The organism is Actinacidiphila acididurans, assembly GCF_016918855.1.
Lineage (GTDB): Bacteria > Actinomycetota > Actinomycetes > Streptomycetales > Streptomycetaceae > Actinacidiphila > Actinacidiphila acididurans.
In genome coordinates, this window is sequence record NZ_JADKYB010000006.1 from 291,287 (window position 1) to 305,371 (window position 14,085).

9 protein-coding genes and 1 tRNA gene are annotated in these 14,085 nt (G+C 73.3%); 5 read left to right on the forward strand and 5 right to left on the reverse strand.

The features are described 5' to 3' along the window. Positions 1-6 precede the first annotated feature (6 nt). Positions 7-861: an ABC transporter ATP-binding protein gene (locus tag ITX44_RS13640; RefSeq protein WP_205357422.1), complete on the forward strand. Its 855-nt coding sequence runs from the start codon at positions 7-9 to the stop codon at positions 859-861. Next, positions 858-1,574 carry an ABC transporter ATP-binding protein gene (locus ITX44_RS13645; RefSeq protein ID WP_205357423.1) on the forward strand — a complete coding sequence of 239 codons (717 nt, stop codon included), beginning with the start codon at positions 858-860 and terminating at the stop codon, positions 1,572-1,574. Before ITX44_RS13640 ends, ITX44_RS13645 begins: the two co-directional genes overlap by 4 nt. A gap of 139 nt (positions 1,575-1,713) precedes the next feature. Here ITX44_RS13645 and ITX44_RS13650 read toward each other — a convergent pair whose 3' ends face one another. Then, positions 1,714-2,352, reverse strand: a complete 639-nt coding sequence (locus ITX44_RS13650; RefSeq protein ID WP_205357424.1) for an ANTAR domain-containing response regulator — start codon at positions 2,350-2,352, stop codon at positions 1,714-1,716. Positions 2,353-2,497: 145 nt separating this feature from the next. On the opposite strand from ITX44_RS13650, the gene ITX44_RS13655 reads away from it, so the two are divergent. After that, a tRNA-Leu gene (locus ITX44_RS13655) sits at positions 2,498-2,580 on the forward strand. A gap of 64 nt (positions 2,581-2,644) precedes the next feature. Here the strand turns inward: ITX44_RS13655 and ITX44_RS13660 are convergent. Beyond that, positions 2,645-3,130, reverse strand: coding sequence for a PaaI family thioesterase (locus ITX44_RS13660; RefSeq protein ID WP_205357425.1), 486 nt, complete (start codon positions 3,128-3,130; stop codon positions 2,645-2,647). A 113-nt stretch (positions 3,131-3,243) separates the two neighbouring features. Beyond that, on the reverse strand, positions 3,244-5,529 hold the full coding sequence (locus tag ITX44_RS13665; protein ID WP_205357426.1) for an FdhF/YdeP family oxidoreductase: 2,286 nt from the start codon (positions 5,527-5,529) through the stop codon (positions 3,244-3,246). A gap of 162 nt (positions 5,530-5,691) precedes the next feature. On the opposite strand from ITX44_RS13665, the gene polA reads away from it, so the two are divergent. Together polA and ITX44_RS13675 are read left to right on the forward strand one after the other, a co-directional pair. Then, positions 5,692-8,355 (forward strand): DNA polymerase I, encoded by a 2,664-nt coding sequence (gene polA, locus ITX44_RS13670; RefSeq protein WP_236060574.1) that lies wholly within the window; start codon positions 5,692-5,694, stop codon positions 8,353-8,355. Between the two features lie 408 nt (positions 8,356-8,763). Continuing rightward, positions 8,764-10,035 (forward strand): lytic transglycosylase domain-containing protein, encoded by a 1,272-nt coding sequence (locus tag ITX44_RS13675; RefSeq protein ID WP_236060502.1) that lies wholly within the window; start codon positions 8,764-8,766, stop codon positions 10,033-10,035. Positions 10,036-10,319: 284 nt separating this feature from the next. Here ITX44_RS13675 and ITX44_RS13680 read toward each other — a convergent pair whose 3' ends face one another. Both ITX44_RS13680 and ITX44_RS13685 read right to left on the reverse strand, forming a co-directional pair. Then, entirely contained in the window at positions 10,320-12,968 is a 2,649-nt protein-coding gene (locus ITX44_RS13680) for an ATP-dependent RNA helicase (protein ID WP_205357429.1), read from the reverse strand. 177 nt (positions 12,969-13,145) lie between these two features. Next, positions 13,146-13,970 carry a class I SAM-dependent methyltransferase gene (locus ITX44_RS13685; RefSeq protein WP_205357430.1) on the reverse strand — a complete coding sequence of 275 codons (825 nt, stop codon included), beginning with the start codon at positions 13,968-13,970 and terminating at the stop codon, positions 13,146-13,148. Between the last annotated feature and the right edge of the window lie 115 nt (positions 13,971-14,085).

Genomic DNA, 14,085 nt, shown 5'->3' on the forward strand with positions numbered 1-14,085 from the left:
GACACCATGACCACCACCATCCCCGAACAGCCGTCCCCGCAGGGGGCGCCCAAGGGCACCGCGCTGCTTGAGGCCAAGGGCGTCATCATGCGCTTCGGCGGCCTCACCGCCGTCCGCGACGTCTCGCTGACCGTGGGCAGCGGCGAGATCGTCGGCCTGATCGGCCCCAACGGCGCCGGCAAGACCACCTTCTTCAACTGCCTCACCGGGCTGTACGTCCCCACCGAGGGCACGGTCAGCTACCGCGGCACCGTCCTGCCGCCCAAGCCGCACCTGGTCACCCAGGCCGGCATCGCCCGTACCTTCCAGAACATCCGGCTGTTCGCCAACATGACCGTCCTGGAGAACGTCCTGGTCGGACGGCACACCCGGACCCGCGAAGGGCTGCTGTCCGCGCTGATCCGCGGCCCCGGCTACCACCGGGCCGAGGCCCGCTCCCGTGAGCGCGCCATGGAACTGCTGGCCTTCACCGGGCTGGCCGGCAAGGCCGAGCACCTGGCCCGCAACCTGCCCTACGGCGAGCAGCGCAAGCTGGAGATCGCCCGGGCGCTGGCCAGCGAACCCGGCCTGCTGCTGCTGGACGAGCCCACGGCCGGCATGAACCCGCAGGAGACTCGGGCCACCGAGGAACTGGTCTTCGCCATCCGCGACCAGGGCATCGCCGTCCTGGTGATCGAGCACGACATGCGGTTCATCTTCAACCTCTGCGACCGGGTCGCCGTCCTCGTCCAGGGCGAGAAGCTGGTCGAGGGCACCTCGGACGTCGTGCAGAGCGACGAGAGGGTGATCGCCGCGTACCTCGGCGAACCCTTCGAAGGAGCACCGGCCGACGAGGCCGAGGAGCGGGAGAACGACCGATGAGCGCACTGCTCGAAGTGGACAACCTGCGGGTCGCCTACGGCAAGATCGAGGCCGTCAAGGGGATCAGCTTCGCCGTCGAGGCCGGGCAGGTCGTCACCCTCATCGGCACCAACGGCGCAGGCAAGACCACCACGCTGCGCACGCTCAGCGGCCTGCTCAAGCCGGTCGGCGGCAAGGTCGTCTTCGACGGCAAGCCGCTCACCAGGGTGCCCCCGCACAAGATCGTCGCCCTGGGCCTGGCGCACTCCCCGGAGGGCCGGCACATCTTCCCCCGGCTCACCATCGAGCAGAACCTCCAGCTCGGGGCGTATCTGCGCAAGGACTCGGCCGGCATCACGCAGGACATGCAGCGCGCCTACGACCTCTTCCCCATCCTGGGGGAGCGGCGCAAGCAGGCGGCCGGCACCCTGTCCGGCGGCGAGCAGCAGATGCTGGCGATGGGCAGGGCCCTGATGTCCCAGCCCAAGCTGCTCATGCTCGACGAGCCCTCGATGGGGCTGTCGCCGATCATGATGCAGAAGATCATGGCCACCATCGTCGAACTGCGCGCCCAGGGCACCACCATCCTGCTCGTCGAGCAGAACGCCCAGGCCGCGCTGTCCCTGGCCGACCAGGCGCACGTGATGGAGGTCGGCACGATCAAGCTGTCCGGCACCGGGCACGCCCTGCTGCACGACGACGAGGTCCGCAAGACCTACCTCGGCGAGGACTGACGGGGCCTGCCCCGACGGCAGCGGGGACCCGGACAACGGGACACGGAAAGGGGCCGCCCCCGGCCATGGGGGGCGGCCCCTTCCGTACGACGCCCGACGTGCGTACACGTTCCGTACGAGGCGGTGTTCCGCTCGTCGGCTACTTGTCCGCGACCTCGTCGATGACCGCCTGGGCCACCGCCTGCATGGACATCCGGCGGTCCATCGAGGTCTTCTGGATCCAGCGGAAGGCGGCCGGCTCGGTCAGCCCGTACTTGGTCTGCAGCACGCTCTTGGCCCGGTCGACCAGCTTGCGGGTCTCCAGCCGCACGGTCAGGTCCTGGATCTCGGCCTCCAGCGCCCGCAGCTCCTGGAACCGGCTCACCGCCATCTCGATCGACGGCACCAGGTCGCTCTTGGTGAACGGCTTGACCAGGTACGCCATGGCCCCCGCGTCCCTGGCCCGCTCCACCAGCTCCCGCTGCGAGAAGGCGGTCAGCATCAGCACCGGGGCCAGCTTCTCCCCGGCGATCCGCTCGGCCGCCGAGATCCCGTCCAGCACCGGCATCTTGACGTCCAGGATCACCAGGTGCGGCCGCAGCTCCTCGGCCAGCTTGACCGCGGTCTCCCCGTCGCCGGCCTCCCCGACCACGGAGTACCCCTCCTCCTCCAGCATCTCCTTGAGATCGAGCCGGATCAGCGCCTCGTCCTCCGCGATGACCACGCGGGTCGTCGCCGGAGGCACGTGCGACTGATCGTCCTCACGAGGGGCGGGGGTCGACTCTTCCGGGGCGCTCACGGTGCTCCTTGTCCTTGAAGGTCCTTGAAGTCCTTGAAGCGGGTCTTTCGGGGTCCTCGGTCGGGCGTGCGGTGCGGGCCCGCACCCCCGAGCCTACCTAGCTGCGACCGCGCTCACCTACACGGTACGCTGGGCCGCACACCCTGCCGGGTTGGCGGAACGGCATACGCGGAGGCCTCAAAAGCCTTTGTCCGAGAGGGCATGTGGGTTCGAATCCCACACCCGGCACCCCAGTTCATCGCACCACAGTTCAGCGGAGAATCCCGGAGCGGGCCAGAAGGCGCGCCGTGGCTCAGGCCGCGCCGTTCGTCGAGGCCGTCGGGGTGGCCGGACGCAGCATGCAGGTCAGCCGGGCGGTACAGATCCGGCGGCCGGACTCATCGGCGATCGTGATCTCGTACGTGGCCGAGCTGCGCCCGCGGTGCACCGGCGTGGCGGTGCCGGTCACCGTCCCGGACCGCACGGCGCGGTGGTGGGTGGCGTTCAGGTCCACTCCGACCGCGATCTTGCCCGGGCCGCCGTGCAGCATCGCGCCCACCGAGCCCAGCGTCTCGGCCAGCACCGCCGACGCCCCGCCGTGCAGCAGTCCGTACGGCTGGGTGTTGCCCTCGACCGGCATGGTGCCGACCACCTTCTCCGGCGAGGCCTCCAGCACGACGATGCCCATCCGCTCCCCGAGCGCCCCGGCGGAGAACAGGGACGCCAGGTCGATGCCGAGCCCGGTGTACTGCGCCAGGATCTCCGGCGGGAACTGCGTGGTGGTGGTCTGCTCGCCCATGCGTCGACTCCCTCGGTCGTGGGGGCCGGCCGGCAGCCGTACTGCGACTGCCGGCCGGTGCGGAAATGACTCCGCGGAGATGCCTCCGCGGCCAACCTAGACGCCGCCCGGGCTCAGACGTGCGCCGGGGTGGGCTGTTCCAGGCGGATGACCACGGACTTCGACGCGGGTGTGTTGCTGGTGTCGGCGGTGTGGTCCAGCGGCACCAGCACATTGGTCTCCGGGTAGTACGCGGCCGCGCAGCCCCGCGGGGTCGGGTAGTGCACCACCCGGAAGCCCTCGGCCCGCCGCTCGGTGCCGTCCGTCCACTCGCTGACCAGATCGGTGTACGCGCCGTCCGCCAGCCCGTGCGCCGCCGCGTCGTCGGGGTGCAGCAGCACCACCCGGCGCCCGCCCCGAATGCCCCGGTAGCGGTCGTCCAGGCCGTAGATCGTGGTGTTGTACTGGTCGTGCGAGCGGAGCGTCTGCAGCAGCAGCCGGCCTTCCGGCACCCGCGGGTACTCCACCGGCGCCGCGGTGAAGTTCGCCTTGCCGGTCGCGGTGGGGAAGGTGCGCGAGTCGCGCGGCCCGTGCGGCAGGGCGAAGCCACCGGGGCGGCGCACCCGCGCGTTGAAGTCGGTGAAGCCCGGCACCACCCGCGCGATCCGGTCCCGGATCAGGTCGTAGTCGTGCTCGAAGTCCGCCCACGGCACCCGGCTGCCGTCCCCGAACACGGCCCGGGCCAGCCGGGAGACCACGGCCGGCTCCGAGAGCAGGTGCGAGGAGGCCGGGGGCAGCGACCCGTGGGAGGCGTGCACCATGCCCATGGAGTCCTCCACGGTCACGAACTGCTCGCCGGAGGACTGCCGGTCCCGTTCGGTACGGCCCAGCACCGGCAGGATCAGCGCGCGGGCCCCGGTGACCGTGTGGGAGCGGTTGAGCTTGGTCGACACGTGCACGGTCAGCCGGGCCCGGCGCATCGCGGCCTCGGTGACGTCGGTGTCGGGGGAGGCCGACACGAAATTGCCGCCCATGGCGAAGAAGACCTTGGCGCTGCCGTCGCGCAGCGCCCGGATCGCCCGGACCACGTCCAGGCCGTGCTCGCGCGGCGGCTCGAAGCCGAACTCGTCCCGCAGCGCGTCCAGGAACGGCGCCGGGGGCCGCTCGAAGATCCCCATCGTGCGGTCGCCCTGAACGTTGGAGTGGCCGCGCACCGGGCACACCCCGGCGCCCGGCCGGCCCACATTGCCGCCCAGCAGAAGGAAGTTGACGACCTCGCGGATGGTGGCCACCGCGTGCTTGTGCTGCGTGAGGCCCATCGCCCAGCACACCACGACCGACTCGGCCCCGGTCACCATCCGGTACAGGGCGTCGATGTCTTCGCGGGTCAGCCCGGTGGCGGCCAGCGTCTCGTCCCAGTCGGTGGCGCGGGCCGCGGCCTCGTACTCGGCGAAGCCGTGGGTGTGCTCGGCGATGAAGTCGTGGTCCACCGCGTCGGCCTCGATCAGCAGCCGGCCCAGCGCCCGGAACAGGGCCTGGTCGCCGCCCAGCCGTATCGGCAGGTGCAGATCGCTCAGCGCGGTGCCGCCGCCGACCAGGCCGGACGCCTTCTGCGGGTTCCGGAACCGCTCCGTGCCCGCCTCGGCCAGCGGGTTGACGCTGACGATCCGGGCCCCGCCGCGCTTGGCCTTCTCCAGCGCGGAGAGCATCCGCGGGTGGTTGGTGCCCGGGTTCTGCCCCGCCACGATGATCAGGTCGGCCCGGTACAGGTCCTCCAGCAGCACACTGCCCTTGCCCACCCCCAGCGTCTCGGTCAGCGCCGACCCGGACGACTCGTGGCACATGTTGGAGCAGTCCGGCAGATTGTTGGTGCCGAACTCGCGGGCGAACAGCTGGAACAGGAAGGCGGCCTCGTTGCTGGTGCGGCCCGAGGTGTAGAAGACGGCCTCGTCGGGGGAGTCCAGCGCGGTCAGCTCGTCCGCGATGATCGAGAAGGCCCGCTCCCACGGCACTTCCTCATAGCTGTCCGCGCCGTCGGCCAGGTACATCGGCTGCGTGATCCGGCCCTGCTGGCCCAGCCAGTAGCCACTGCGGCGGGCCAGGTCCGACACCGGGTGCGCGGCGAAGAAGTCCGGGGTCACCCGGCGCAGCGTCGCCTCCTCGGCCACCGCCTTGGCGCCGTTCTCGCAGAACTCGAACGTGTGCCGGTGATCGCCCTCCGGCCACGCGCAGCCCGGGCAGTCGAACCCGTTCTTCTGGTTGACCTTGAGCAGCGTCAGCGTCGCCCGCCGCGCCCCCATCTGCGCACCGGCCACCTTCACCGTCTGCGCGACCGCCGGCAGTCCGGCCGCGGCATGCTTCGGCGCCGTGACCTGCGGCGCATCCTGAACGGGATCCCCTGCGGGTGCCTTCTTCGCCATGACAGCCACTGTATTGCCGCCGCCTGACCTCCTGGTGCCGGTATCCCGGCGAAAAGACGGCCGCCGGCCGTACGGCCCGGGCTGTCGGACCCGCGTGGGAGGATCGGGAGCGTGGCAGAGAAAGCAACCGCACAGAAGACGACGACCGACCGACCCCGGCTGATGCTGCTGGACGGGCACTCGCTGGCGTACCGGGCGTTCTACGCGCTGCCGGTGGAGAACTTCAACACCGCCACGGGCCAGCCGACGAACGCCATCTACGGCTTCACGTCGATGCTGTCCAACACGCTGCGTGACGAGCAGCCGACGCATCTGGCCGTCGCCTTCGACGTCTCCCGCAAGACGTGGCGGTTCGACGAGTACCCCGAGTACAAGGCGACCCGGTCCGCGACCCCGGACGAGTTCCGCAGCCAGGTCGAGCTGATCGGTGAGCTGCTGGACGCGATGCGGGTCAGCCGCTTCGCCGTGGAGGGGTACGAGGCGGACGACGTGATCGCCACTCTCGCCACCCAGGCCGAGGCCCTCGGTTACGACGTGCTGATCGTCACCGGCGACCGGGACTCCTTCCAGCTGGTCAGCGACCACGTGACCGTGCTCTACCCGACCAAGGGCGTCTCCGAGCTGACCCGGTACACCCCGGAGAAGGTCGTGGAGAAGTACGGCCTGACCCCGGCCCAGTACCCGGACTTCGCCGCGCTGCGCGGCGACCCGTCCGACAACCTGCCCGGCATCCCCGGCGTGGGGGAGAAGACCGCCGCCAAGTGGATCACCCAGTTCGGCTCGTTCCAGGAGCTGTGCGAGCGGGTGGCCGAGGTCAAGGGCAAGGTCGGCGACAACCTGCGGGCGCACCTGGACGCGGTCAAGCTCAACCGGCGGCTGACCGAGATGGTCCGCGACGTGCCGCTGCCCTCGACCCCGCCGGACCTGGAGCGCATCCCCTACGACCGGCAGACCCTGTCCGGCGTGCTGGACGTCCTGGAGTTCCGCAACCCGAACTTCCGCGAGCGGCTGTTCGCCGCCGACCCCGGCGCGGAGCAGGAGGCCGCGGTCGCCGAGGGCGTCGCCGTGCACGGCACCGTGCTGGGCGCCGGCGAACTGTCCGGCTGGCTGGCCGACCACGCGCAGGGGCCGCTGGGCCTGGCCAGTGTGGACACCTGGGAGCTGGGCAGCGGCTCGGTCACCCAGCTCGCCCTGGCCTCGGCGGAGGACGCGGCCTGGTTCGACCCGGCGCAGCTCGAGGAGACCGACGAGAAGGCGTTCGCCACCTGGCTGGCCGACCCGGCCCGCCCCAAGGTGCTGCACAACGCCAAGAACACCGCCCGGGTGTTCGCCGAGCACGGCTGGTACCTGGCCGGGATCTCCATGGACACCGCGCTGGCCGCCTACCTGATCAAGCCGGGTCGCCGCTCCTTCGCCCTGGACGTGCTGTCGGTGGAGTACCTGGGCCGCGAGCTGGCCCCGGCGGACACCGGCGACGGCCAGCTCGCGTTCGGCGAGGAGGAGGACGGCGACGCGGCCGCGGCCGAGGCGCTGATGGTGCAGGCCCGCGCGGTCCTCGACCTCGGCGAGGTGTTCGGCGAGCGGCTGCCCGAGGTCGGCGCCGAGAATCTGCTGCACGACGTGGAGCTGCCGATCTCCGCGCTGCTGGCCCGGATGGAGCGGGCCGGGATCGCCGCCGACCGGGACCATCTGGCCGGCCTGGAGCAGCAGTTCGCCGCCGCCGTGCAGCACGCGGTGACCGAGGCGCACGCCTCGGTGGGCCACGAGTTCAACCTGGGCTCGCCCAAGCAGCTCCAGGAAGTGCTGTTCGGCGAGCTGGGCCTGCCGAAGACCAAGAAGACCAAGACCGGCTTCACCACCGACGCCGACGCGCTGGCCTGGCTCGCCGCCCAGACCGAGCACGAACTGCCGGTCATCATGCTGCGCCACCGCGAGCAGGCCAAGCTGCGGGTCACCGTCGAGGGCCTGGTCAAGACCGTCGCCCCGGACGGGCGCATCCACACCACCTTCAGCCAGATCGTGGCCGCCACCGGCCGGCTGTCCTCCACCGACCCCAACCTGCAGAACGTGCCGGTCCGCACCGACGAGGGCCGGGCCATCCGCCGCGGCTTCGTCGTCGGCAAGGATTTCGAGACGCTGCTGACCGCCGACTACAGCCAGATCGAACTGCGGGTGATGGCCCACCTGTCCGACGACGACGGGCTGATCGCCGCCTTCACTTCCGGCGAGGACCTGCACGACACCGTCGGCTCCCAGGTGTTCTCCGTCCCCCGCGACCAGGTGGACCCCGAGATGCGCCGCAAGATCAAGGCGATGTCGTACGGACTGGCCTACGGGCTCTCCGCGTTCGGCCTGTCCCAGCAGCTCGGCATCGAGGCCGCCGAGGCACGGGCACTGATCGAGACCTACTTCGAGCGGTTCGGCGGCGTACGCGACTACCTGCACCGGGTGGTCGAGGAGGCCCGTATCACCGGCTACACCGAGACCGTGCTCGGCCGCCGCCGCTACCTGCCGGACCTCAACAGCGACAACCGGCAGCGCCGCGAGATGGCCGAGCGGATGGCGCTCAACGCGCCCATCCAGGGCTCGGCCGCCGACATCGTCAAGATCGCCATGCTCCGGGTGGACGAGGCGCTCACCCGCGAGGGACTGGACTCCCGGATGCTGCTCCAGGTGCACGACGAAATCGTGGTCGAGGTCGCCCCCGGCGAGCTCACCGCGGTCGAGGAGCTGGTCCGCCGCGAGATGGCCGGCGCCTACCCGCTGCGGGCCCCGCTCGACGTCTCCGTCGGCCACGGCACGGACTGGGAGTCGGCGGCCCACTGAGGAACACCGAGGCTCACCGGTCCCACCGGCACCACCCGTCCCGCTGACCCTGCGTCACCGTCAGGGCCACCTTGACATCCTGAGACCGCATCCGGCACCTGCCGCACAGGTCGTCCCGTACGGCCCGCGGCGGGTGCCGGCGGTTGCGCCCGAAGGTGAAAAGGTCCGACGACGGCTCGGTGACCTGAAGGCAAACGCCGGGCGCGAGCCTGTGAAGTCGCCCTGAACTGCCCCTTTTGCGTACCTCCCGACGGTGGTCAAGGGGTGCAAGTTGTCGTAGGGTCGGTCAAGTTGTGAGCGCGGGACGCGCACTTCACCCACGTGGGAGGGGACCGCGATATGGCAGCGCGGCGGTACGGCCGGAGGCTACGCAGGGGAGCGGCGGGGACGGCGGTGGCCGCCGCTGCGATGGCGGCACTCAGCGCGTCGCAGGCGCCCGGATTCCTCCCGGTCGCCCACGCGCACTCAGCGGCCACGCAGGACCAGGCCGGGGAGGACGGCACCGGCACGGCGACCACGCCGCCGGCCGACAGTGGTCCGGCGGACGGCGGTTCGCCGTACATCACCGACCTGCCCCCGCTGAACACCCCGACCGGCCCCTTCGCCCCGCTCGCGCCCGGCACACCCGCGATCACCGTGCCCGGTGGCGCCGGCGGCGGCCTGCCCACCACCGTCCTGAACGCCTACCTGCGCGCCCAGGCCTCGGTCCAGCAGACCATCCCCGGCTGCCGCCTGCCGTGGCAACTCCTCGCGGCCATCGGCCAGGTGGAGTCCGGCCAGGCCCGCGGCGGCGCGGTGGACGCGAACGGCACCACGTACACCCCGATCCTCGGCCCGGTGCTGGACGGCAACGGCTTCGCGAACATCCCCGACACCGACCAGGGCCGCTACGACGGCGACCCGCTGCACGACCGGGCCGTCGGCCCGATGCAGTTCATCCCGTCCACCTGGGCCAACTGGGGCGCGGACGGCAACGGTGACGGGGTGGCGGACCCCAACAACGTGTACGACGCCGCGCTCGCCGCCGCGCACTACCTGTGCGCGGGGGGCCGCGACCTGTCCGTCCCGGCCCAGATGGACCAGGCGATCCTCAGCTACAACCACTCCCCGGCCTACCTGGCCCTGGTCAAGGCGTGGTACGAGCACTTCCTCCAGGGCGGCACGGTCACCGTGCCCGACCGGCCCGGCACTCCCACCGGCCCCGGCATCCCGCAGGCCCCCGTGCCCGCCGGCACCGGGCCCACGCCGGGCAGCACGACGCCCGCCCCGGGCGTCACCCACATCCCCGGCAGTGTCGGCCCCACCACCCCGCCCAACCACCCGCTGCCCGGCACCAGCCCCTCGCCGAGCCGCCCCGGCACCCCCACGGGCACCATCCCCACGCCCCCCGGCGCCGGCACCGGTACGCCGAGCGGTCCGCCGACCACCACCACGCCGCCCACCACGCCTCCTCCCACCACCACCCCGCCCACGACGCCTCCGACGACCACCCCGGACTGCCCCACCCCCACCCCGTCGGACAGCGCCAGCCCTTCCCCCACCCCGACCCCCACGGACACGCCTACGGCTACTCCCACCCCGGATCCGTGTGCGACGCCGACGCCTTCTGGTAGCGCGACGCCCTCCCCCTCCGAGACCGGTGCGGGGGCTACGGGCGCGGCCCTTACGCCCTCGGCCTGACGGGCTGCGCCCGGGTTCGCCCGGAGCGCCCCTGGTTTTCCCGGCGAACCGCACCGCGCATGGTCCCCGCGCCCCTGGTTTTCCCGGCGAACCGCACCGCGCATGGTCCCCGCGCCCCTGGTCTTCCCGGCGAACCGCACCGCGCATGGTCCCCGCGCCCCTGGTCTTCCCGGCGAACCGCACCGCGCATGGTCCCCGCGCCCCTGGGTACTCCGGGCGAACCGGCCCGCCGCCAGGCGAACGCAGGGTACTTCGGGCGAACCGGCCCGCCGCCAGGCGAGACGCTAGCCCCGAGGGTTGGTGCGGCGAGTAGGTTGAGCTGAAGCGGGGTCCAAAGGCCAAGGGTGCCGGGGGTAGCGCCCCCGAAGCTCAGCCCGGACGGCACGGTACCCTTCGCGCCAAAATGAGCTCAGGTCCGCGGTGACCGCCGCGGGCCGCCCCGCTGGGGAGAGCAAATGGAAAAGTACGGGCACGCCCGCGAGCGTGGGCGTCTCCCGTAGGCCGAAGAGTTCCTGGAGCTTGACGGCGAGGACGGGCTGCGGCCCGGAGTAGTCGAGGCGGATCCGGGAGCCGGAGGGGACTTCGAGCCGCTCGGGCGCGAGAGCATCGAAGCGCAGGGCCTCGCCGGTCGCCCAGGGAAGCAGCCGCAGCAGCGCCGCGCGGGTGTCGGCCCGGACGAGGTCGGCCCGGCGCCGGGCGGCGGCGAGTTCGGGGCCGAGCCATTCCTCGGCCCGTTCCAGCAGGGCGTCCTCGGACACGTCCGGCCAGGGCTCGCCCAGGGTGCGGTGCAGGAAGGCCATCCGGTCCCGGACCGCGCCGGCCTCGCGGGACCAGGTCAGCAGGCCGGTGCCCTCGGCGCGCAGCCCCTCCAGCAGCGCGGCCCGCACCAGGTCGCGGTCCGGGTTCCGCAGCGGCGCGGCGCTCAGCTCCACCGCGCCCAGCCGTTCCACCCGCCGGGCCACCACGTCCCCGTCCCGCCAGCGCACCTCCTCGTACCCGGTCAGCAGGCCGTGCGCCGCCTGCCGCGCGGTGTCCTCGTCGATCACCGCGGCCACCCGCACCCGCGCGTCCGCCCGTCCGGCGCCCCGGTCGGCGACGGCCACCGCGATCCACTCCGCCCCGCCGAGGCCGGCGGGCGCCTGCGCCCCGGTGCCGGACACCATCAGGTACGCGTCCTGGGCCCGCCGTCGCGCCACCCGCTCCGGGAACGCGAGCGCGACCACCAGCCCGGCGACCGCGTCGTCACCGAGCCCCGGGCCGTTTCCGGCTTCGGCGCGTGGACGGCTGCCGCTCCCCGGGTGAACGGTCCCGGTCCCGTCGCCGGCCCGGGAGCCGCGGTCGTCCCCTCCTCCTGGGCGCGGGCCGCCGGCGGCCACCTCGGTCAGGCGGCGGGATTCCGCGCGCCAGCGCGTGGTGTAGGGGTCGGTGGTTCGGCGGGCGGTGCGCCAGGCGGCGGCGAGGTCGGGGCCGTAGGAGGACGGCAGTTCCTCGGAGAGGAGGGCGGTGACCTCGGCGGCGCGGGCGGGGCCGGCGACGGGGGCCGCGTCGAGGAGGGCACGGGCCAGGCGGGGATGGAGGCCGGCCAGGGCGAGCCGGCGGCCGCGGTCGGTGGCGCGGCCGGCCGGGTCGACCGCGTCCAGGTCGCGCAGGGCGGCGCGGGCCGCGGCCAGCGCACCGGCCGGCGGGCGGTCGAGCAGGGCGAGGCCGGAGGCGTCCGGGTCGCCCCAGCACGCGGCCTGGAGCGCGAACCCGGTGAGGTCGGCCAGCGCGATCTCGGGCGCGGGCTGCCGGGCGAGCCGGTCGTGTCCTCCTTGCGGCCAGCAGCGGTAGACGGTGCCGGGGCCCTCCCGGCCGGCCCGGCCCGCCCGCTGCTCGGCCGCGGCGCGGGACAGGCGTACGGTCGCCAGCGAGCCGAGGCCGCGGGCGTGGTCCATGCGCGGCTCCCGGGCCAGCCCGCTGTCCACCACCACCCGCACCCCGGGCACGGTCAGGCTGGACTCGGCCACCGAGGTGGCCAGCAGTACCCGGCGCCGGATGCCGGGCGACAACGCGGCGTCCTGCACGGCGGCCGGCGCGCGGCCGTGCACCTGGAGCACGTCGGCCGGCACGTCGGACAGCAGCCCGGCGACCCGGGCGATCTCCCCGACGCCGGGCAGGAAGCACAGCACGTCGCCGTCGTGGTCGCGCAGCGCCCGCCGGACCACCGCGGCCACATGGTCCAGCAGCGCCGGGTCCACCCAGGTGCCGTGCGGCGGGCGCACCGGCCGATCCGGCGGCGCCCACCGCACCGCCACCGGGTGCAGCACCCCTTCCGCCTCGACCACGGGCGCGTCCAGCAGGGTCGCCCAGGCGGCGGTGTCGGTGGTGGCGGAGGCGGCGACCAGCCGCAGGTCCGGGCGCAGCAGGGCCCGTACGTCCAGCAGGAAGGCGAGCGCGGTGTCCGCGTCGAGGTGCCGCTCGTGGCATTCGTCGAGCAGGACCGTGCCCACGCCCTCGAGCTCCGGGTCGCGCTGGAGCCGCTGGAGCAGCACACCGGTGGTGACCACCTCGATCACGGTCCGCTCCGAGACCCGCCGCTCGCCGCGCACGGTGAAGCCGACCCGCTGACCGGGTCGTTCGCCCAGCAGCCACGCCATCCGCCGGGCCGCCGCCCGCGCGGCCATCCGCCGCGGCTCTGCCACCACGACCCGGCCCGGGAAGGCGTCCGCGAGCAGCAGCGGCACCAGGGTGGTCTTGCCGGTGCCGGGCGGCGCGGCCAGGACCGCGCAGCCGGGCCCGCGCAGGGCCGCCAGCAGGTCCGGTACGGCCGCCGCGACCGGCAGTTCGCGTCCCTCGGCCCGTACGGACCCGCCGATGCCGGCCCGGCCCGCGGCCGTACCACCGCGCGTATCGGTCGTACGCGGCCGGTCCGTACCACCGCTCGTGTCCGTCATGCCGCGCCCGCCCGTACCACCGCCGGTACATGTCGTGGCGCGTCCGCTCGTACCACTGCCGGCGCGTACCCCGGCGTGTCGGTCCGTACCACCGCGCGTATCCGGCGCTTCCGGGCCGTTCGCACCACCGCGTGCTTCCGATGCACCCGGGCCCGCCGTACCACTGCTCGCGTCAACTCAGCGCGCCTCGCAGACGAAGATCGCGGTGCCCGGGAGCAGGCGGCCGCGCAGCGGGGACCAGCCGCCCCAGTCCTGGCGGTTCCAGGCCGGCCACTCGGGTTCGACCAGGTCGACCAGGGTGAGGCCGGCCGCGGTGATCTCGCGGACCCGGTCGCCGAGGGTGCGGTGGTGCTCGACGTAGACGGCTATGCCTCGGTCGTCCTGCTCGACGTAGGGCGTGCGGTCGAAGTAGGAGGCCACTGCCGTCAGGCCCTCCGGGCCCGGCTCGTCGGGGAAGGCCCAGCGCACCGGGTGGGTGACCGAGAAGACCCAGCGACCGCCGGGCCGCAGCACCCGCCGCACCTCCCGCTGCACCCGTGCGGTGTCGGCGATGAACGGCAGTGCGCCGTAGGCGGAACAGGCCAGGTCGAAGGAGGCGTCGGCGAACGGCAGCGCGCCCGCGTCCGCCTGCACCAGGGGCACCGGCCCGGTCGGCGCGGGCGCCTCGAGATCGATCCGGCGGGCGTGCCGCAACTGCCGCCCGGACAGGTCCAGCGCCACCGGCCGGGCGCCCTGCGCGGCCAGCCAGCGCGAGCACTGCGCGGCGCCCGCGCCGATCTCCAGCACCGCCCGGTCCTTGAGGTCCTCGGCCGGGCCGAGCAGCGCCGCCTCCGCCTCGTCCAGCCCCTCCGGGCCCCACACGAAGCGGGCGTCGCCCAGGAAGTCGCCGTGCTCGATCTGGTAGTCGTCCGCGTTGCGGTCCCACCAGCGGCGGTTGGCCCTGCTGCTCTCGGTCGCACCGGCAATACGACGGGTAGCTTCGGGTTCGGGTCCTTGGATCATCGCGGCAGTCGTCGTACTCTCTGGAGGGACCTGCGGGAGTGTATGTTGGGCCGGTTCGTCCGTTACGCGCCCGGGTGTGCTCTTCGTGCATTGACCCTGCCCGGCTGCCCCCGTA